This window comes from Flammeovirga sp. AWQ4_249 (assembly GCF_056161045.1).
This window is the reverse complement of record NZ_JBSWYJ010000022.1, coordinates 30,361-50,206: the sequence shown is the minus strand read 5'-3', so window position 1 is coordinate 50,206 and position 19,846 is coordinate 30,361. Positions and strand designations below refer to the sequence as shown.

The 19,846-nt window shown below is 30.8% G+C and carries 19 protein-coding genes; 14 read left to right on the top strand and 5 right to left on the bottom strand.

Features of this window, described 5'->3' with window-relative positions:
• Positions 1 to 47 precede the first annotated feature (47 nt).
• From ACXAHM_RS16285 to ACXAHM_RS16265, 5 genes are all read left to right on the top strand, one after another.
• Positions 48 to 1,073 (top strand): sensor histidine kinase, encoded by a 1,026-nt coding sequence (locus ACXAHM_RS16285; RefSeq protein WP_474961792.1) that lies wholly within the window; start codon positions 48 to 50, stop codon positions 1,071 to 1,073.
• The gene (locus ACXAHM_RS16280) at positions 1,054 to 1,779 is read left to right on the top strand and encodes a LytR/AlgR family response regulator transcription factor (RefSeq protein WP_474961788.1); all 726 of its coding nucleotides are present in this window, start codon (positions 1,054 to 1,056) and stop codon (positions 1,777 to 1,779) included. The genes ACXAHM_RS16285 and ACXAHM_RS16280 overlap by 20 nt, the downstream gene beginning before the upstream one ends.
• The gene (locus tag ACXAHM_RS16275) at positions 1,776 to 3,026 is read left to right on the top strand and encodes an early set domain-containing protein (RefSeq protein ID WP_474961784.1); all 1,251 of its coding nucleotides are present in this window, start codon (positions 1,776 to 1,778) and stop codon (positions 3,024 to 3,026) included. The genes ACXAHM_RS16280 and ACXAHM_RS16275 overlap by 4 nt, the downstream gene beginning before the upstream one ends.
• A 425-nt stretch (positions 3,027 to 3,451) precedes the next feature.
• On the top strand, positions 3,452 to 4,174 hold the full coding sequence (locus ACXAHM_RS16270; protein ID WP_474961781.1) for a LytR/AlgR family response regulator transcription factor: 723 nt from the start codon (positions 3,452 to 3,454) through the stop codon (positions 4,172 to 4,174).
• A 362-nt stretch (positions 4,175 to 4,536) separates the two neighbouring features.
• Positions 4,537 to 5,790: a DUF819 family protein gene (locus tag ACXAHM_RS16265; RefSeq protein ID WP_474961779.1), complete on the top strand. Its 1,254-nt coding sequence runs from the start codon at positions 4,537 to 4,539 to the stop codon at positions 5,788 to 5,790.
• Between the two features lie 55 nt (positions 5,791 to 5,845).
• Here ACXAHM_RS16265 and ACXAHM_RS16260 read toward each other — a convergent pair whose 3' ends face one another.
• A complete protein-coding gene (locus tag ACXAHM_RS16260; RefSeq protein ID WP_474961777.1) occupies positions 5,846 to 6,916 on the bottom strand; it encodes an AI-2E family transporter in 1,071 nt (356 codons plus the stop codon).
• A 213-nt stretch (positions 6,917 to 7,129) separates the two neighbouring features.
• Between ACXAHM_RS16260 and ACXAHM_RS16255 the strand changes: the two genes are divergently transcribed.
• Positions 7,130 to 7,528, top strand: a complete 399-nt coding sequence (locus tag ACXAHM_RS16255) for a hypothetical protein (RefSeq protein ID WP_474961772.1) — start codon at positions 7,130 to 7,132, stop codon at positions 7,526 to 7,528.
• 66 nt (positions 7,529 to 7,594) lie between these two features.
• On the opposite strand, the gene ACXAHM_RS16250 is transcribed toward ACXAHM_RS16255, so the two are convergent.
• Positions 7,595 to 8,353 (bottom strand): hypothetical protein, encoded by a 759-nt coding sequence (locus ACXAHM_RS16250; protein WP_474961768.1) that lies wholly within the window; start codon positions 8,351 to 8,353, stop codon positions 7,595 to 7,597.
• A 110-nt stretch (positions 8,354 to 8,463) separates the two neighbouring features.
• Here ACXAHM_RS16250 and ACXAHM_RS16245 point away from each other — a divergent pair, with 110 nt between their 5' ends.
• Positions 8,464 to 9,834: a DUF418 domain-containing protein gene (locus ACXAHM_RS16245; protein ID WP_474961764.1), complete on the top strand. Its 1,371-nt coding sequence runs from the start codon at positions 8,464 to 8,466 to the stop codon at positions 9,832 to 9,834.
• 40 nt (positions 9,835 to 9,874) lie between these two features.
• On the opposite strand, the gene ACXAHM_RS16240 is transcribed toward ACXAHM_RS16245, so the two are convergent.
• Positions 9,875 to 12,112, bottom strand: a complete 2,238-nt coding sequence (locus ACXAHM_RS16240) for a SpoIIE family protein phosphatase (RefSeq protein WP_474961761.1) — start codon at positions 12,110 to 12,112, stop codon at positions 9,875 to 9,877.
• A 70-nt stretch (positions 12,113 to 12,182) separates the two neighbouring features.
• Between ACXAHM_RS16240 and ACXAHM_RS16235 the strand changes: the two genes are divergently transcribed.
• The 5 genes from ACXAHM_RS16235 to ACXAHM_RS16215 all read left to right on the top strand — a co-directional run bounded on the left by ACXAHM_RS16235 (position 12,183) and on the right by ACXAHM_RS16215 (position 16,268).
• Complete coding sequence (locus ACXAHM_RS16235; protein ID WP_474961759.1) at positions 12,183 to 13,097, top strand: ROK family protein; 915 nt, start codon at positions 12,183 to 12,185, stop codon at positions 13,095 to 13,097.
• Positions 13,098 to 13,241: 144 nt separating this feature from the next.
• Complete coding sequence (gene purN, locus ACXAHM_RS16230; RefSeq protein WP_474961757.1) at positions 13,242 to 13,811, top strand: phosphoribosylglycinamide formyltransferase; 570 nt, start codon at positions 13,242 to 13,244, stop codon at positions 13,809 to 13,811.
• A 110-nt stretch (positions 13,812 to 13,921) separates the two neighbouring features.
• A complete protein-coding gene (locus ACXAHM_RS16225) occupies positions 13,922 to 14,653 on the top strand; it encodes a YebC/PmpR family DNA-binding transcriptional regulator (RefSeq protein WP_474961754.1) in 732 nt (243 codons plus the stop codon).
• Between the two features lie 168 nt (positions 14,654 to 14,821).
• On the top strand, positions 14,822 to 15,448 hold the full coding sequence (locus ACXAHM_RS16220) for a hypothetical protein (protein WP_474961751.1): 627 nt from the start codon (positions 14,822 to 14,824) through the stop codon (positions 15,446 to 15,448).
• A 190-nt stretch (positions 15,449 to 15,638) separates the two neighbouring features.
• Positions 15,639 to 16,268, top strand: a complete 630-nt coding sequence (locus tag ACXAHM_RS16215) for a hypothetical protein (protein WP_474961749.1) — start codon at positions 15,639 to 15,641, stop codon at positions 16,266 to 16,268.
• A 69-nt stretch (positions 16,269 to 16,337) separates the two neighbouring features.
• Here the strand turns inward: ACXAHM_RS16215 and trxA are convergent, their stop codons facing one another.
• Both trxA and ACXAHM_RS16205 read right to left on the bottom strand, forming a co-directional pair.
• A complete protein-coding gene (gene trxA, locus ACXAHM_RS16210; protein WP_474961747.1) occupies positions 16,338 to 16,658 on the bottom strand; it encodes a thioredoxin in 321 nt (106 codons plus the stop codon).
• A 161-nt stretch (positions 16,659 to 16,819) separates the two neighbouring features.
• Positions 16,820 to 17,401, bottom strand: coding sequence for a nitroreductase family protein (locus tag ACXAHM_RS16205; protein WP_474961745.1), 582 nt, complete (start codon positions 17,399 to 17,401; stop codon positions 16,820 to 16,822).
• A 174-nt stretch (positions 17,402 to 17,575) separates the two neighbouring features.
• On the opposite strand from ACXAHM_RS16205, the gene ACXAHM_RS16200 reads away from it, so the two are divergent.
• Both ACXAHM_RS16200 and ACXAHM_RS16195 read left to right on the top strand, forming a co-directional pair.
• Complete coding sequence (locus ACXAHM_RS16200) at positions 17,576 to 18,754, top strand: proline dehydrogenase family protein (RefSeq protein WP_474961743.1); 1,179 nt, start codon at positions 17,576 to 17,578, stop codon at positions 18,752 to 18,754.
• 198 nt (positions 18,755 to 18,952) lie between these two features.
• Complete coding sequence (locus tag ACXAHM_RS16195) at positions 18,953 to 19,546, top strand: hypothetical protein (RefSeq protein WP_474961740.1); 594 nt, start codon at positions 18,953 to 18,955, stop codon at positions 19,544 to 19,546.
• Positions 19,547 to 19,846: the final 300 nt, after the last annotated feature.

Genomic DNA, 19,846 nt, shown 5'->3' with positions numbered 1-19,846 from the left:
AATGTGCTAGGTAATTTAATTCCTAGCACATTTTTCTAAACTATACAATGCCTTTAAAAAGCTCTTATTTTTTTACGATTACCTTCTACTTTTTTTCTTTTTTATTTATTTATTCTGTAGAAGATTATAGTGCTGAGTCAGGATACCAATGGCTTGGATTACATTATTTATTGACTTTAGATTTTGCTACGACAATTCTTAAATGTTTTGGTGCCTTATTTTTTGCCAAAAGTGCTAAATATTTTTTAGTCAAAAAGAAAAGTGCTGTGTCTGTACTTTTAATTATCTCTGGTTTTTTCCTTTTGGTTTACATAAATAATAACATTCAGTGGAATTACAGATATAGTTATTTCTATGAAGGTTATAGAGGTCCATTTTTGAACTATATTAATATTGAAGAAGTATTTATCCCCTATCTTATTGGTATTAGTATTGAAATGATTTTTGCATATTTAAAGCAATTCAATGAACAACAAAATCTTAAATTAGAAAAAACAAAAGCTGAACTCAGTTTTCTAAAAGCACAAATAAGCCCTCATTTTTTATTTAATACAATCAATACCATTTTTTGGCTAATTGTAAAAGCACCCAAAGATGCACAAGACTTGTTATTAAAACTAAGTGATATGTTAAGGTATCAACTTTATGAATGTGATCATGATTATGTTCCAATTCAAAAAGAAATTGATTACCTCAATGATCTTATAAAAATTCAATCTTATCGTAAAGGTAAGAATGTTGAAATAAACACAGAATTTAACTGTGAAAATCCTTCTTTTCCAATACCTCCACTTTTGTTTTTACCCCTCGTGGAAAATGCTCTAAAATTCGTTTCTCAAAAAAATGAGGAGAACAATTTTATATCTATCCACTTATTTCAAAAAAATGGACATGTGGATTTTAAAATAAAAAACTCTACGGATGATAGTCATGTAGAACTAAATGAAGATAAAAAATACAGCGGTATTGGTTTGAACAATATTAAAAAAAGACTCAAACTTATTTTTGGTGAAGAATTTATCTTCTCAACAAACTTAGAAAACAACACTTATCATGCAAATATCCAATTCTAAAATAAAATGTATCGTCATTGATGACGAGGAATTAGCAAGAGAAGGCATTGCTGATTATGTACAACAAGTTCCTTTTTTAGAATTAGTCGCTACATGTTCAAGTGCAATTGAAGCACAAGAAATTTTAGAAGTTAATGAAATAGACCTCTGTTTTTGTGACATCAATATGCCCTATTTATCAGGAATTGATTGGATAAAATCCTTAAAAAATCCTCCACTAACCGTATTTACAACTGCATATTCAGAATTTGCTATTCAAAGTTATGAAGTGAATACTCTAGATTATTTATTAAAGCCTATTTCATTTGATCGATTTTATAAGAGTTGTTTAAAAGCAAAAGAAGCTATTCAAACCAAACAAGCAGAAACAGACAGTGAGTTTATTTTTGTAAAGGTAGATCAACAAATAAAAAAGATTTGGTGTAAGGATATTAAATATATCGAATCTCAAAATAATTATATCAACATCAACACCTCAAAAGGTAATTTTCTAACACTTTTAACCTTAAAAGAAATTCAAGAAAACTTACCTTCATATTTTTTAAAAGTTCAAAAATCGTTTATCATCAATATTAATTATGTTGAGGCAATTGAGGGTAATAGTATCATTATAGAAAATGCAATTATTAGCATTAGTAGAAACTTGAAAAATGAAATATTTGAACAACTGACACAAGGAAAATTCATTTTAAAAAATCAGAAATGAAAAGACTATTAAGCCTCATATACCTTCTTATATTCTGTATATCTTGTTATGAAAAAATATCTCCAAGTAAAGAAGATTTGAGATATGCTACTATTCCTTTTGGATATACAGAAATAGGTGATTCGATCTTATTCTCAATTGATGAATCCTATATCATCAATTATATAGATCTTTATTCTTCCAATTTTTTTAATAGTCCATATGCTCCCGATTTTAATCCTGAAATCAATAATTTCCTGAGAAAAAATGAAGTAAAGGTGCAACAATTACATCTCATAGGTTCATTTAATGATTATAAAATAAAGTCAGACTTTGCATTAAAGTTTAATGAACAGCATTCACAATGGGAGCTAAAGTTACCTAAACAATCTATCGTTCCTTCTAGTGGTGATTTTGCTTTTGTTGCAAATGAACATTTTTTGGCAACACCTAAATGTTTTGAGGCTTGTAATATTCATGTACCTATTTTTTCAGATCGAAATTTAAAAAGAATGTATATCGTATGGTTAATGTATATCCTTGATACAAAGGAAAATATGGGGTATGCTATAGAAAATGATAGCCTTGTATTCACATTTGATCCTTCAGATTATTCATTAAGTAATAATAATTATGGAATTCAAGAAGCATACGATCCTGACCTCATCTACAAAGTACAATTAGCTGGTAGTTTCAACCGGTGGAGCATTTATTTTGATATGATAAAAAAGAAAAATAAGTATCAATATAAAATGCCAATTACAAAAGACATCGGAAACTGGGGTGAATTTAAATTTATTGTAAATGATGATAACTGGGTCAATCCACCTTTTGAAGCTGTAAATAAATTTGGGCATTATATGGGTACAAGACATTATAATTTCACTTATCAAACTCATAATGAACAAAACATCATGGGGTATCATATCGATGGTGAAAATGTAGTATTTGAATGGAAACTTCGAGAGAACGATTTAATTACTTATTTCCAACGCTCAGAAGCTCGTAGCTATAAAATCAAAAATATGTATTTGTACTGTGATGCTTTTACTTTACAAAAAGAACAAAAAATGATCATGGAAGAAGTTGATTATCATCATTATCAATTAGCAATTCCTCTATCAAAATTCAAAAAAGAGGTAACCTATGAATTTAACTTTTTTGTCAATGGCGTATTAGAATTAACTCCTGATTATCAAGCTTCTAACATTTCAAGAACATCTTTATGGGATGAAAAGCAAGTTGTACGTTTTTCATTACAACTTTAAATACTGTAAACATTTGATTTTCGACATTTTACATAACAATGTTTACCATTCACCCATTATTTTATTTTAGAAGAACTTTTCAGAGTACATTTGAAGTTGTTTAGAAACCTAAAAATTAAAAACTGCCAGTTAATTCTAAATTTTTATTGACCTTAAAAACCCATTTCTTTACCGACACTATGTACCTTTTTATTCTTTCAAAATGAAGGTTACGCTTAAAAATTATTGAAAGAGAAGTATCAAGCATTTGTACTTTGTAATATCCATAGAAGTGATTTACATTAATAAAGAAAATCAAAACATTTTAACCTGTGAATAATTTATAAATTGATTTCTATATAATATTGTAATGACTAATTGTCAATAATATTGTTACTGAAACCATTGTTTTAACCAACTGTTCTTACTGCCTAAAACGATTATTTATGCCACAAATTAAAAATGAAAGCATTCATTGCCTTATTGTAGACAATGAAGAGACTACCCTTAACTATCTTTGTGATTACATTCGAAAAATACCACAATTTAAACTAATCCACATATGTAAAGATGTGATGGAAGCAGAAGCTATTGTGATGAATCAGAAAATTGATGTTTGTTTTTGTAACATTGAATTACCTCATATTAATGGTGTAGAATGGGTAAAAACCCTAAAAAATCCACCGATTATTATTTTTATGTCAAGAGATAAAGGTTCTGTTATTCAAAGTTATGAAGTAGATACTTTAGACTTTCTATTGAAACCTATTCCTTTTGACCGCTTCTTTAAAAGTAGTATTAAAATCCGCGAAAAAAAGATTCAAAAACATCATCAAAATATCGATGAGTTTATTTTTGTAAAAGTTGGGCAACAAATAAAGAAAATCTATTGTAAGGACATCAAATATCTTGAAGCTCAAAATAATTATATTAAAATAGTTACCATGAAAGGAAACTATTTGACGCTTTTAAGCTTGAAAGAAATGCTGCCTAATCTACCCTTTCAATTTATGAAAGTCCATAAATCTTATATCGTAAATTTGAATCATGTGCATGCTATAGAAGGAAATTGTGTATTGATAGATCAAGAAGCCATCAATGTCAGTAGAACATTAAGAAGTTCTATTTTTGACACCCTCACCCAAGGTAAATTCATTCTAAAAGCTTAAAATAAGTCTTATCTATAAGAAAACACCTTGATAAGAGACTTACCAAGGTGTACTACTTTTATATCTTAATTTTCTTTGAATATTAATTCAACAAAAATTAAAATTTAAACTGGCTAAACTAGTGATATTAGATATTTTCTATCTACAGAAATTAATTTCAACAATAAATGAACAAGTATTCATTATATAACAAAAATAGAAGATCATTTCATAACAAACAATTACCTTTTTATGAATAAATTTTAATATTTCATCTTTTATAGGAGTTATATGATTTTTTGAACATTCGTAAAAAGTTTTATGTTTCATTCCTTTTGATGATCTTGCAGGGATTTAACTAAAAAATAATTTAAAATAATAAATTGGAAGCTACAGCAACTCCCTTAATTACTAATGATGCTATTGTTTTTGGTCTTTTAATGGCATCTCTAGCATTTGTATTCTATACTTCAAGTTTAAAAGAAGGTATTTGGGTAAAATTCTATAAGATTTTCCCTCCATTGTTGATGTGTTATTTAATACCATCTTTAATGTCCACATTTAACCTAATTTCTCCCTCCCATTCTCAATTGTATTCAATGGCAAAGAACTACCTTCTACCTGCCAGTTTGATCTTAATGACAATTTCTGTTGACATGAAAGGTATTGTCAATTTAGGTTCTAAAAGTATTATCATGTTCCTTTCTGGTACCTTAGGAATTATTATTGGTGGACCGATTGCAATACTTATGGTTTCTTATTTTTCACCGGAGACGTTTAATGGTGCCGGTTTTCAAGAAGTTTGGAGAGGTTTAGCTACATTGGCCGGTTCTTGGATTGGTGGTGGGGCAAACCAAGCTGCAATGCTTGAAATCTATCAATATGATCAATCATTGTATTCGGGTATGGTGGCCGTTGATATCATTGTAGCCAATGTTTGGATGGCTATTCTTTTGATGGGAATTGGTAAAACAAAAGCCATTGATAACTGGTTGAAAGCGGATGTTTCGGCTATTGAAGAATTAAAAGAAAAGGTTGCTGCTTTCCAAAATAGTGTTTCTAAAAATCCAAACTTGACGGAATTGATGATTGTTTTAGGTGTTGCATTCGGTATTGTTGGGTTATCTCATTTTTCAGCCCAAGAGTTAAGTCAGTGGATTTCTTCGATTGTAGCCGATCCTTCAACTTCTGTAATGAGTTCTAAATTTTTCTGGTTAGTTTTAATCGCAACTACTTTAGGTGTTGTATTAAGCTTTACAGGTGCGAGAAAACTTGAAGGTTATGGTGCTTCAAAAATGGGTAGTGTTTGTATTTATATCTTAGTAGCAACCATTGGTATGAAGATGGATGTGACAAAAACGATGGAAAATCCTGGTTTATTAGCTGTTGGTGGTGTTTGGATGCTTATTCATGTTATCATCATGATCGTTACTGCCAAAATAATTCGTGCTCCATTCTTTTTCTTAGCAGTAGGTAGCAAAGCTAACGTTGGAGGAGCTGCATCTGCACCTGTTATTGCCTCTGCTTTTCATCCTTCTTTAGCCCCTGTTGGAGTGTTATTAGCTGTTTTAGGCTATGCCTTAGGAACATATGGAGCAATGTTTTGTGCCTATTTGATGCAAATAGCATCTCAATAATATAAATCGTTCTTGAACAAAAAAGTGAAGTCAACTTTTAATGGCTTCACTTTTTTTATTCATCTTCTAATATATCTGGATTTGTTTTATTTTCTATAATTCCTGATTCCGAAAGAAGTATGGCGATTGGTCTTGTATTATCAAATTCTGAAAAGACAATAATCATCATTACTGTGATAGGAACACTAAGTATCATCCCTGGAACTCCCCAAATCGTCCCCCAAAATGAAAGTGCTAACAAAACAACTAACCCACTAATATTTAATGAATTACCCATTACTTTTGGTTCAATAAAATTACCTACAATCACCTGAATTACTCCAACTGCAAGCAATACGATTAAGCCTATTGTAAATTCCCCAAACTGTAAAACCGTAAAAAAAGCTGGAAATAATGTTGCAATCAAAGACCCAATCGTTGGAATATAATTAAGACCAAAAATAATTGATGCCCAGAAAAATGGAGCATCAACTCCAATTAGTAATATGACTACATAACTTAATCCTCCTGTTAATAAACTAACGAAGGTTTTTAAAGTCAAATAACTACTTACTGTATTCCCTACTCTTTTAATCATTTTGACAGCATTATCAAACTCTTTTTGTTCAGGATAAATTTCTTTTATTTTTTGCATAAAAGCAGTTTCTTCAAACAATAAGAAAACAACATAAAGAATAATCGTAAATGTGTTCCCAAAAAGATTCGTAATAGATGATAAAATTGTTTTTAGTAAACTCGTAAAGTTAAAATCTCCCACCATCTTATTGAGAGAAGTTGTCAAATTGATATGAAATAGTTTATTGATTTGATCTTCTATTTTCTGTAGGTTTCCATCGTAATGAGACATTGAAGCTGTAAGGTTTTGAATACTTATACTTAGGATTTTTATGATCAAGAATAATATGGTAAAAATAAAGATGGAAGCTAATAAATTTTCAAACCATACCGGTATATTTCGAACATCTGCTTTTAATACCTTCCCAATCAGCGTCCTCACCTCCACAACAATCAACCAAAATATTATTGCTAAAATAAAAGGTACTAGAATACTTTTTAAATAGATAAGTGCAATCACTATTAGCACCAAAAGAAGCATCACTGATGCCAATTTATTAATTCTGTTCATGTAGATAGATTATATTATTCTATTTGTATTCTAAAGATGCAAAATTTTCGAACAAAGATGGACAAAGCGTACGAAAATGTACACCATTTTCAAATATTTACTAATATATAATATATGTACACCTCTGATTATCAATCATTTATATTTTTTCGGCACAAATGTAGAATCTATAGAAGTGTGTCAAATTAATTACAAAACTTTAAATTACTTAAAATGAAAACGCTATTTATTTCTCTCGTTGTTTCTTTATTTTCAATATCATTTACTTTCGCTAATGTACTTGGACCTGCAAATGATAAAAATTCAAAACTAATTAAATTAGTCAACAATGCGGAGAAGAATGATTGGTGTACATTGAATAGAGCTGCTAGCCTTTCAATTAATTGGAATGCTGATTTAGAATTGGCTAAACAATGGTTAGAAGCTTCTATTAAGATAAATGATAATGCAGAAGCTTATGAAATATTAGGTGATTATCATTTAAGAAAAGGAGATGTTCAAGAGGCATACAAATGCTACTTCCAATCTTTAGAGAAAGGATTATTCACTTTGAGTAAAGAAGATATGGATCGCGTTCAACGAAAAGTTTTACGCTTCTCAAAAGCACTATAATTATTAAACACTAGTTCAAATTAATTATAGCGATGACGTTAGTAACCACTAACGTCATTTTCTATTTTAAGGACAGTTACATTCCTCTTTTTGTCTAAAACTATATTTAAAAGTAAACCCTGCTACCGGAGTAATGATATTTAAGTTTCTTTCTGGTTTTCCTTCAGAAATTTGATTTCCATCAGCATCAAAACTAGGGCCCGTTGCTGGAGCGAAATAAAATTGTGTATCTCGCATTAAGAACAAGCCTAAACGAATTCTTTCAGAAGTCATCCAATATAGATCAAATCTCAATCTTGTTAGGTCTACCAATCGATCCTCTGTCGATTCATCATTTATATTCATAAAAAACTCATAGGAGAATTCACCTCTGAACTTAGCATCACTAATTTTAAAATTTCTTCCTAGCATCAACCAAACACCAAATCGACTAAAGGGATCTCTTTCTCCTGCTGTTTCTGATGATTTTTTTGAAGGAACTATATATTCGTAGGAGAGTCTTTTTTGGAAATCTAAAAGATTCCTACCAATCACACCATTATGCTGAAAAAATAATCTGGAATACCAAACATTCCAATCTTTCTCTTCCACTGCTCTAAAGGAAGCCCCTATCATTAATTTAGGATTTTTAAATTTATGTGCATAGCCAAGCATTACATGTGCTCGGTTTATATTTAAACCGTCAATTATATAACTATCAAAAGCAGATGATCTTGTATTTACTTCAAAGAATAAACTATCTCCATTATGTAACTCATAATCAACATTCCAAAAAGTCCAATAAGACCAATCATTATATCTTTTTTCAGTTTCTTGACCAAACAAGGTAAAGGAAGATAAGAGAATCGTTATAAGTGTAAAAGCTTTAAATTTTATTAAAAAGTCCTTCGTGGTATATCGCATTTTAGATTCTATAGGTTTTTTAACATTTCGTTATGAAACTAATAACGTCAACTTTGGGTAAAAGACCAAGTACTTTGACGATTTTCAAATTTAAATTCTCTAATGATTATTTCACTTTCTACTACAATATGACTCAACAATCCAACCCTACAATCGGACCTACTACAGGAAAACAACGCCTTGGTGTTATTGACGCATTAAGAGGTTTCGCTATTCTAGGGATATTATTTGCCAACATATTGAGTTGGAGTTTATATAAATTTACTCCTATCAATGCGTTGAATACTTTTGTTTTTGCACAAAATGATCAGTTCTTACACAATCTTTTAGATTTCTTTGTAGACACTAAGTTTTACAGTATATTTTCTATTCTTTTCGGTGTTGGATTTTTCCTCCAATATGACCGTCAAAGGGATAATCAAACTGCCTTTTTAAAGGTATATCAAAGAAGATTACGTTTCCTAATTTTATTTGGTTTTATCCATATGCTCTTCTGGTCTGGAGATATTTTAATGCTCTATGGTATGATGGCATTTGTATTTATACAATTTAGAAATTTATCTTCTGATAAAATTCTAAAATGGGCTATCTTCTTCATGTTTGCACCACTTATTATTGACACAATTATGTTATTTGTTGCACCGGGATGGATGAGTCCCAGTAAAGAAATAGCTGGTGAAGCAATGAAAAGATATTTAGATGAAGATCCGTCATTAGTTGTTGCTAATTTCCAAAGCAGCAATATCATTGTGATCTTCAAACAGAACTTACATAATATTATGTGGAGATGGTTCGATTTTCTACCATCAGGTAGACCATTTAAAGTATTAGGTTTATTCCTTTTAGGCTTTTACTTACAATCAAAAAACTTCTTCACAGAGACAGGTAAAAGTTGGAAAATCTTCTTCATTTTTGCCTTTTTAGGAACAATAGCTCATCTAATTGGCTATCAAATTGGTGGAAGTATGGCGAAATTTCCTGTACATGGAAGCCAAGTGGCCTATAAAGGAATTATGATGTTTGGTCAAGTGGCCTTAGCATTATCATACGCTTCACTATTATCGATTATTTATCATACTGATTGGGGCGAAAAACTAATGCAACCATTGACTTCAGTAGGAAAAATGTCTTTTACGAATTACTTATCTCAGACATTAATTGGTATCTCTATTTTCTACGGAATTGGTTTTGGCTTAGGAGGTACATTAAGTTTAACACCAATATTTACCATTGCCGTATTGGTATATACGTTCCAAGTATTATTTAGTACAGTATGGTTGAAGGTCTACAAATTCGGACCTCTTGAATGGGGTTGGAAATGCTTAACTTACAATAAGCGTTTTCCAATCAGAAATAGTACTTATGAGAAAATAAAAGCGGCAAAACAAGCGGCAGTAAAATAAGAAAAAAGGTCACTTTTGAAATTTCAAAAGTGACCTTTTTTTAAAACTTTATACCTACAACCAACATATCATCAACCTGTTCCCAATCCCCATCTTTCATCCAATCATTGATTGTTGAATCAAGAATTTGTTTTTGTTCTGGAACTTCTTGATCCGAAATACTGGTTAGTAATTCTCTAAATTTCTTCACCATAAATTTTTTGGCATTAATACCTCCAAATTGATCTTGGTATCCATCAGAAGCCATATAGAGACAATCTCCTTTTTGAACATCCCATACTTCCTCTTCATATTTTAATCCTAATGCCCCACCTATAGATTTACGAGTAGCATTGATTTTATGTAATTTTTTATTTCTTACAATATAGATTGGATTTTTTGCACCCGCACAATACACTTTATCATCTTTTACAGCAATAATCGACATATCCATTCCATCATTATTTAATGTCTTTTCTTGTTGTAAGTTTCTGACTACAATATTATTTAGTTCTTCAAGAATTTTTGCTGGTGAGAAGATCTTCTTCCCTCTTACAATTTCATACAATGAACTTGAACCCATCATAGACATTAGTGCACCTGGAACACCGTGTCCTGTACAATCAATACAGGCATAAATCTTCCAACCATCAATAGCTGTATACCAATAAAAATCACCACTAACAATATCCTTAGGTTGGTTAAATATAAAATTATCTGGAAAGCCAACATCAATATTTTCTTTTTCTGGAAGAATAGAACTTTGGATTAGTGATGCACTTCTAATACTACTTGATATTTTTCTATTTTGGTAGTTTAATTGCTTTCCTTGTGCTTCAGAATGTTCAAGTGTTTCTTTTAATATATTGTTTTTCTTGATTAATTCTTCATTTACATTCTCGATCTCCATATTGGCCATTTCGATTTTATCTAAAGCTGTAGAAAGTCTAAAGTTCAGTTTCTTTTCTTTCTTCTTACTTAGATTAATGTAGTATAAGAACACCAATAAAAACATTACTATGATGACAATAAAAAGGATGAACTTTTCTTGTGTCTGTATTTTTAGATTTGAATTTAATTCTATCTCACGAAGTACATCATTTTCTTCCTTTTGATTTTCCACTTCATGAAATGCTCGCATATCTGCAATAGCTTTTGACTTTTGAATATCATATAAGCTATCAGATAAAATAATGCTTTTTTCATAAAAGTAAATGGACTGATCTTTATTAATCGATTTTAATACCTCAGCTAACTTTAATGATACTTCATATTCAAAATCAAGTAATTTATTTGATTTTGTAATCTTGTATGCACGCTCAAAGACTTCATAGGCTTTTACGAATTGTTCTCTTTGAAGGTAATAGTCACCGATGGCCAAATATGCATTTAATTTTGGTAAGGGTAACTCATTATTGTTCGCTTCTTTCACCGTTACCAAAAATATTTTTCTTGCTAAAGAATAACTTCCTTGAGCCATTGCTAATTTTCCTTTTAAAAGAGATAGGTATACATAATTCTCAAAACTTGATTCTTTAGTAATAGTATTATTTTCAGTTAGCTTTCTTAATATTTTTGTAGTTTCATCATATTCTTTTAGTATAAAGTGTATTTCCGCTAGATTTAATAATGCTGTACTATGGATAGTAGTTGATTCAATATTATCCTTATCAAATTTTAGACTTAAAATCTCTTCAAACTTTTCAAATGCTTGAAGATATTCTTTATGTTGCATGTAAATATAACCAATGTTATTTATTGTAATGGCTAAATCAATATTGTCTCCTCTTTCTTTATCAATTTCATATGCAACCTTCAATAATTGTAGAGCTGTCGTTGTTTTACCTTGTACAGCATAAACAGTTGCTAAATTTGTATTCCCATTAGAAATTAATTTCAAATTAAATTCTTCTTCTGCAACCACAATAGCTTTTTTACAATAATATTCAGCAGAATCAACTTGCCCTTTTGATTCAAAATATTTACATAAACGATCTAGTTGATAATATTCTGTCTTTCTATTTTTGGGTACAAACTGTGCATGTAAGTCCAAATTCAACTTGGCACTGTCTAAAAGTCCAGCTTCTAGAAAATGATCTATTTTCTTTACATATGTTTCGAGTAGAAGACTATCTATGGATATTTGTAAACTGTCTTCTGATGTTGAATAACCTAAAGTACCTTGTAAAAGAAAAAATAGTAGAAATAATGTTTGTTTAAAAAATCTAGTTAAGACCATATCTTTAAATGGATTATCTCTCAAAAATACGAAATCAAATGAATAAATCTTTAAAAACATTAAGGAAATGTAAAAATGATTTCTTAAAATTAAACTTGAAGTTTTTAAACCAATAAATTACGATCAAAATATGAAGCAATTTTTAGGTGTTGATATCGGAGGTACAAATGTAAAATTCGGTGTAGTCGATGAAGATGGTAACATTGTCAAAAAGAAGAAATATCCCACAGTAGAAGTCTCTGAAGGTGGTGATTTTTGTGGCAACTTTTCTTCTCTTTTAGCTAAAAGGCTTAAAAAATTCCCAAATATTGTTTCTGTAGGTATTGGCATTCCTGGAACTATTTCAGTAGATGGTACTTCAACATTGGATTTACCAAATGTTCCTGCCTTAGCAAACCAACCTCTAGTAAAAAGATTAAAAGAAGACTTCCCTAACCTTCCCATTGCAATGGATAACGATGCAAATGCTGCTGCATTAGGAGAGTTACATTTTGGTTTAGAAGCTATTCCTAAAACATATATATTTATTACACTTGGTACTGGTGTTGGTGGTGGATGTGTTATCAATGGTCAAGTTTTTAAAGGCGGAGATGGTAATGGTCTTGAAATTGGTCATGTAATGTCAAGTTCTGGAAAAACAATCGAACAGAATATTGGTAAAGCAGGAATTATTCAAATGGCTAATGACTATATCACTGCAGGTAAATTAACAACTACTTTAGAAGGTGATTTTGATGCTAAAGCTGTAGCTAGAGCTGCGCACGAAGGTGATGAATTAGCTCTTCAAGTATTTCATGATATGGGTAAATACGTAGGAGAATTAATCGTTACAACAGTTAGAATTTTAGATATTAAAACTATATTAATTGGTGGTGGGGTTTCTGAAACATTTGATTACTTAAAGGAAAATATGTATGAAGTAATTCATCAATTTTTACCTGAATATTATACTAAAAACTTGGATATAAGATTAGCTACTTTAGGTAATAATGCAGGAATTCAAGGTGCTGCTTCACTAGGTATTAATGCAATCGACCAAGAATAGTTAACTATAAAACAACATTTAAACTGCTTCTTTTCCAAAAAAATTGAATTGAAGCAGTTTTTTTATGTTCTAGCATTTTTATCTCTAGTTTGAAGTTGTTCGTTTGAAATGCATTTATATCTTTGCACAAACTAAATTGGCACCATGAAAAAGATAGGAATTTTAGCTTCTGGTACAGGATCTAACGCTTTAAAGATCATCCAACATTTACAAGATCGTAAAGATGTATCCTTTTTTATTTTATCAAATAATAAAGATGCTGGCGTTTTTGAGAAAGCAAAAAATCTAGGAATAGCACATCGACATTTTACAAAAAAAGAGTTTTCTGATGGTACCGTTTTAGAGTTCTTACAAGAAGAAAAAACAGACCTTGTTATTTTAGCTGGATTTTTACTATTAGTCAGCAAAGATATCATTAATGCATATCCTGATAAAGTCATTAATATTCACCCTGCCCTATTACCAAAATATGGAGGAAAAGGGATGTACGGAATCAATGTACACAGAGCTGTAGTTCAAAATAATGAAAAAACTTCAGGTATTACTATTCATTATTGTAATCATGAATATGATGAAGGACAGTATATATTACAGGCTACAACAAAGCTTTCCACCTCCGACAGTCCTGAAAATGTGGCAGCTAAAGTTTTAAAACTTGAACACTTTTATTTCCCTAGAGTAATAGAAAATATTCTTGGTGAAGAGAAAAGTTAAAAACACTTTTTTGTATCTATAATGAAAGTTTTAAATTAGTGTTTTATAAAAAAAATTGCGTAAATCTTTTTTAGTGAAATTTATTTACTAAAAACACAAATAATATAATAATGGGAAGAGCATTTGAATTTAGAAAAGGAAGAAAATTAAAAAGATGGGCACACATGGCAAAGACCTTTACCCGTCTAGGTAAAGATATTGTAATTGCTATCAAAGAGGGTGGTTCTTCTGATCCTGATTCTAACTCAAGACTTCGTGCGGTATTACAAAACTGTAAGGCTGAAAACATGCCTAAAGATAATATCGATCGTGCAATCAAAAGAGCAACTGACAAAGATACATCTAGCTATGATGAGAAGTTGTTTGAAGGATATGCTCCTCATGGTATTGCTGTATTAGTAGAAACAGCGACTGACAACAATAATAGAACTGTAGCTAATGTACGTAGTTACTTTACAAAATGTCATGGTAGCCTTGGTACTTCTGGTTCTGTTGAATTTATGTTCGACCATAAATGTCACTTCAAAATTGCGAAAGGTGATCTTGATATTGAAGAATTAGAATTAGAGTTAATCGACTTTGGTGCTGAAGAAGTATTTGTAGAGGAAAAAGAAAACGAGGATGATCAAGAAAACATCATGATCTATGGTGAATTCAAAAGCTTCGGTTCTCTACAAAAAGCATTGGAAGACATGAACCATGAAATCATTAGTTCAGGTTTAGAAAGAATTCCTACCGTTACGAAAAAGCTTACTGCGGAACAAGAAGAAGAAGTAGATAAGTTAATTGAAAAACTAGAAAACGATGATGATGTACAACATGTATATCATACTATGGGATAATTTTCGTAAGCCATCGTTTAGAAAAAGCCATCTTTTTGTTTTTCAAAGAGATGGCTTTTTCTATTATCAAGAATCTACTGTATTATACCTAGAACCAAGAAGATTTATATACAATGTTAGCTAACTTGATAATACTATAAATTAGAACCCAATTTTTAATTATTAATTATGAAGTACCTAAACCTATTATTACTTATAGGATTGTCAACATTTGTTTTCTCTTGTGATGACGATGATGATCCAGCAAATCCACAAGATGCCAACCCAATCTATTTTGCCTCTGATGAATCTTTTGATTTAGATGATGTTGGTGAGATTGAATCTATTCAATTTAGTTTTGATCACGAGAATGAAGATGCTACTGTAGTAGTTCAACTTACGCCTGAAGCAAGTGGTAATACCGTTGCAGTTCCAGTTGTTTTTGAAGCAACATTGAATTTGACATCTACAACTAAAGATGATGACTACAATTGGACAGTTCAAGTTGACGCCGGCTCAACGTATACTCAAAGCTTAAAATTAGCGACAGGTTGTGTTGACGTTAGTACAGACCCTGGTTTTAGTGCAGGTGAAGTACAAAATGATGTAAATATTTCTAATTTCATTCAGTGGGATACAACTACTGAATCTTATTATATTTCTACTGCAGCATTATTAACGTTTATCTTTGATCTAACAGATCCAGGATTCACATTGCCTCCAGGAACTGATCCAGGTTTTGGTAATTTACCAAACATCTATTCTACTAGTGGTTCTATTAAGAGTTGTGCAGAATTACCAACACTCTTTAATTAATAAGAAAAATGGTTGAGCAAATAAAGTTGCTTCATCCATAATATTCATAAATTTAGAAAAGCCTTCTTGAATTCCAAGAAGGCTTTTCTATTATAAAGAATATACTGTAATATATTGAGAATTAGCTTGATATATGCACAATGTTATCTACCTTCACATTACTATCAATTAAAACCTTTTAATTTTAATTATGAAGTATTTAAACCTATTATTACTTATCGGCTTATCTGCCTTTGTTTTCTCGTGTGATGATGATGATGATGACGCGAACCCACAAGATGTGAACCCAATCTATTTCGAAACAGATACAGATTATACTGTAAGTGGTGTTGGAAACGTTGAATCGATCCAAATTAATTTTAATCACGAAGACAGTACAATTAGAATTGTAGCTGTTGTTGATCCTGAAGTATCTGTACCCACAGTAGATGAGTACGTTTACGACTTTACGTTGACTACTGATGGTATTACTAGAAGTGATGATTATTCATACTCTATCACTGTAATGGAAGGTGATACGTATACGAGAAGCTTAAAAGCAAATACAAATGCTGGTACTTGTGTAAGCCAAGATCCAGATCCGGAATATGGAGTAGGTGTGGTTGCTGCTGATCAAGATGCATTGGCAAATATCATCGTTTGGGATGATAATAATGATCATTATGAAATTAGTACTGCTAGCTTATTAAGCTATATCTTTGGGTTTGTAGATCCAGGATTCTCTAATTTCCCTGATTCTGATTTTGGTAATATGCCAAACTTAGAGCAATCTGAAGGTTCTATCAAAGGATGTGAAGAATTACCTACTACTTTCAAGTAGAAAGTAAGGACATAAAAAAATAGCCTTAGTTTTCACTAAGGCTATTTTTTTTGATCTTGAAAAAAGATCTTATAATTGAGCAGAAACTTTTGTTTCTAATTCTTTCTTTGCAACTGCACCGATAATTTTATCAACTGCTTCACCATTTTTGAAAACCAACATTGTAGGAATTGAACGAATTCCAAATTTTGCTGCTGATTGAGGGTTAGCATCAACATCTAATTTACCGATTACAGCGTCAGTCATTTCTACAGCTAACTCGTCGATTACTGGAGCCATCATTAAACAAGGTCCACACCAAGTTGCCCAAAAATCAACTAAAACTGGCTTATCTGATTTTAATACAACTTCCTCGAAGTTAGCATCTGTAATTTCTACTGCTTTTCCCATTGTGTTTATTATTTTTTATATGAACAAATTATCATATTTTCAACTACCCTTTAATGAACGGCTGAATTGATATTTGGTTGCACAAATGTAGTAAAAAAACACCCATAGTTACAAAGATAAAATCTATACACCTATAGTTTTTTTTTATACTTAATCGGATTCTATCTGACCCAAGTGACTTTATCCTTAATGTCACCTCTTTTTCCTTCTTTTACTTGATCTCCAATTTTTCCTATATAGAATAAACCTAAGAATTCATCCTGCTCACCAAGGCCAAAATATTCTTTTGCTTCTTTGTGTTTGACCATCCCTCCTGTACTCCAATAACCACCATATCCTAAAGCAGTAACAGTCAAAGCCATATTTTGAACAGCACAAGCTACGGCCTCCACCTCTTCAACTTTTGGTATTTTAGCATTGGTACCTCTTTTCATTATGATAGCAATGACATGAGAAGCTTTTAGTGGAAGTCCATATAATTTATCAAATCGAGCCTGATCAAAGTCTTCTTCAGGTGTATTTTCCTTATAAGTATTGGCTTGTGCCTCTGCCAATGCCTTTAAACCTTCTCCTTCAAAAACAAAAAACCTCCAAGGTTCTGTCAATCCATGATTAGGTGCCCAATTAGCATTCTCAAGTATTTTTTCAATATCTTCTGAAGGTATTGTCCCTCCTATATAATCGTGTGGATAAAATGATCTTCTATTTTGAATGATTGATGTTATCTGATCAAGCTTATTCATTATTAAATTTTATTTTAAATTATTCACTAAAAATTAACCAACTGATGATAAAAATCCCCAGCCGAAATATAGAAAAATGATTTCTAACATCTATTTTTGCTACTACATTACACACATACTATTATAAATATTAACTACTACTTCTTTCATTCGAAACATTATAAACATTAAAATATGGTTGACACAGCTACAGTGAATTTTGAAGATACAAAAACTGCTTTTGAGTGGAGAAATGATCATGAGTTAAAACAAACTTATGCATTATTTGCGATGATGCACTCTCCAGGGCTTGTAAAATTCGGTACTACAATGCTAAACCTAGCATTTAAGTTGCGATTACCTATTAAAGGAATTGTGAAGAAGACTTTATTCAAACAATTCTGTGGTGGCGAAACAATTGAAGATAGTAATGATACAATTGCTACACTTGGTCAATATAATATTGGTTCTATCCTAGATTATTCAGTAGAAGGGGCACAAAATGACAAGAGTTTTGATGCAACCGAAGCTGAAATAATTGCTACAATTAAAAAAGCAAAAGCTGATAAAAATGTTCCTTTTTCTGTATTTAAATTAACAGGTATTGCTGCCGTTAGTTTATTAGAAAAAGTACATGCTGGATCAGTTCTTTCTGCAGAAGAGGAACAACAATGGAAAAAAGTAGTGAACAGAGTTGAAAACTTATGTAAGACTGCTTATGAGCATGACGTTAGAATCTTTATTGATGCGGAAGAAACTTGGTTACAAGGTCCTGTTGATCAGCTTGCTTATGAGATGATGGTGAAATATAATAAAGAAAAAGCCATTGTTTATAATACATATCAAATGTACTTACATGCTAAATTTGATCAATTAAAATCTGATTTAGCGAAAGCACAAGAAGAAGGATTTATTCTTGGTGTAAAGTTAGTACGTGGAGCTTATATGGAAAAAGAAGGAGAAAGAGCTCAAAAAATGAACTACCCTACTCCTGTCCAACCTTCTAAAGAAGCAACTGATATTGACTATGATAAAGCTTTAGAATTTATCATGGAAAATCATAAATACTTTGCACTTTGTGCAGGTTCACATAATGAGAAGAGTAATAAGTTATTGGTTTCATTAATGAACAAATACAATGTTCAAGACAACAATCCAAACTTCTTCTTTGCACAGTTATTTGGTATGAGTGATCATATTTCATTTAACCTTTCACATGCAGGTTTTAATGTAGCCAAATACCTTCCATATGGACCTGTTAAAGAGGCACTACCTTACCTTTTCAGAAGAGCCGAAGAAAATACTTCAGTAGCTGGTCAAGCAGGTAGAGAATTGACTTTAGTAGCAACAGAATTAAAAAGAAGAAAATCTTAATTTTTCTAGTTGATGAATATAATAAGCTACTTTGGAGATAGTATTTATTTTCCAAAGTAGCTTTTTCTTTACCCTAACAAACCACATCTTGTTTCTCCATTTATTTTATATCAAAAAATAACTTGATTTAGCTAATTCAAGACTTATTCGGTGTGCCCATTTTCTTTTTATTGAAATCGAAATAAAAATGTATCTATTATGCACATTTATACTAAACGAAAAAATGCTCGTGATGCTTATTGGCTTGACCTAGCAGAAAGTTCAATTTATACTACTCAAAATAACAACAAACTGTCAGTACAAGCATTGGGCTTAGAATTACCTAATACTAGTATGCATCTAAATGCAAAAGAAAAAGGTACATATCAAATTCAATTAGACGAAATTGTCAAATTTGATAATGAAACTGTGGTTGGTTTGTATGATAAAGAAGTAGGAAAATATTTCAACTTATCAGATTTAGAAAACTATAAATTTTACACAGAAGAAGTTACCAATGATGCTCGATTTGAGGTACTGATCAATCCAACAGATATTATTTTTGAAGAGGAAAATATTGTAACTGATTTGGATGCAAAAGAAGAAAATCAGTTTGTGGTCAGAAAAAATGGAATCACTTTTCATCAAGCTATAGCTATAGAACAATTCAATATTTTCAATTCGAATGGTCAGTTGATGATCCACAGAGAAAACTTAAATAATGAAAATTTCATCCCATTTGACTTTAAGTATGATCAACTTTATATAATTCAATTCAATCAAACATTAAAAAAAGTTGTACTCATCCGTTAGGTAAATAAAAAACACTAAAAAAGCCATCTTAAAACACTTAAAGATGGCTTTTTTGCATTGTTATATGCTATAAAATAGTCGTTAATTCTCTAATTTAAATCCAATAAAAAATAACTTCTGTTAAAATTTTACCTATTGAAATGGAGATTTTCTAACAAAAATTTTTAAATTAGCTCCACAATTAACACAATTCAATTACTTCCGCTAAACAAATTATGAAAGCAAAACTACTTTTTTTTATCGTCGGTTTATTTTTTCTTGTTTGTGCTCACCATATCATGTCCGCTAAAAGTAGTGACA

What these genes read in the sequence shown, in the direction of transcription:
- ACXAHM_RS16225 (WP_474961754.1), top strand. Translation starts at nt 13,922, where the DNA reads ATGGGAAGAGCATTTGAATTTAGAAAAGGAAGAAAATTAAAAAGATGG.
- ACXAHM_RS16240 (WP_474961761.1), bottom strand. Translation starts at nt 12,112, where the DNA reads ATGTTTTTAAAGATTTATTCATTTGATTTCGTATTTTTGAGAGATAAT.
- ACXAHM_RS16270 (WP_474961781.1), top strand. Translation starts at nt 3,452, where the DNA reads ATGCCACAAATTAAAAATGAAAGCATTCATTGCCTTATTGTAGACAAT.
- ACXAHM_RS16205 (WP_474961745.1), bottom strand. Translation starts at nt 17,401, where the DNA reads ATGAATAAGCTTGATCAGATAACATCAATCATTCAAAATAGAAGATCA.
- ACXAHM_RS16285 (WP_474961792.1), top strand. Translation starts at nt 48, where the DNA reads ATGCCTTTAAAAAGCTCTTATTTTTTTACGATTACCTTCTACTTTTTT.
- trxA (WP_474961747.1), bottom strand. Translation starts at nt 16,658, where the DNA reads ATGGGAAAAGCAGTAGAAATTACAGATGCTAACTTCGAGGAAGTTGTA.
- ACXAHM_RS16235 (WP_474961759.1), top strand. Translation starts at nt 12,183, where the DNA reads ATGAAGCAATTTTTAGGTGTTGATATCGGAGGTACAAATGTAAAATTC.
- ACXAHM_RS16275 (WP_474961784.1), top strand. Translation starts at nt 1,776, where the DNA reads ATGAAAAGACTATTAAGCCTCATATACCTTCTTATATTCTGTATATCT.
- ACXAHM_RS16215 (WP_474961749.1), top strand. Translation starts at nt 15,639, where the DNA reads ATGAAGTATTTAAACCTATTATTACTTATCGGCTTATCTGCCTTTGTT.
- ACXAHM_RS16255 (WP_474961772.1), top strand. Translation starts at nt 7,130, where the DNA reads ATGAAAACGCTATTTATTTCTCTCGTTGTTTCTTTATTTTCAATATCA.
- ACXAHM_RS16220 (WP_474961751.1), top strand. Translation starts at nt 14,822, where the DNA reads ATGAAGTACCTAAACCTATTATTACTTATAGGATTGTCAACATTTGTT.
- ACXAHM_RS16260 (WP_474961777.1), bottom strand. Translation starts at nt 6,916, where the DNA reads ATGAACAGAATTAATAAATTGGCATCAGTGATGCTTCTTTTGGTGCTA.
- ACXAHM_RS16280 (WP_474961788.1), top strand. Translation starts at nt 1,054, where the DNA reads ATGCAAATATCCAATTCTAAAATAAAATGTATCGTCATTGATGACGAG.
- ACXAHM_RS16245 (WP_474961764.1), top strand. Translation starts at nt 8,464, where the DNA reads ATGAAACTAATAACGTCAACTTTGGGTAAAAGACCAAGTACTTTGACG.
- ACXAHM_RS16195 (WP_474961740.1), top strand. Translation starts at nt 18,953, where the DNA reads ATGCACATTTATACTAAACGAAAAAATGCTCGTGATGCTTATTGGCTT.
- purN (WP_474961757.1), top strand. Translation starts at nt 13,242, where the DNA reads ATGAAAAAGATAGGAATTTTAGCTTCTGGTACAGGATCTAACGCTTTA.
- ACXAHM_RS16200 (WP_474961743.1), top strand. Translation starts at nt 17,576, where the DNA reads ATGGTTGACACAGCTACAGTGAATTTTGAAGATACAAAAACTGCTTTT.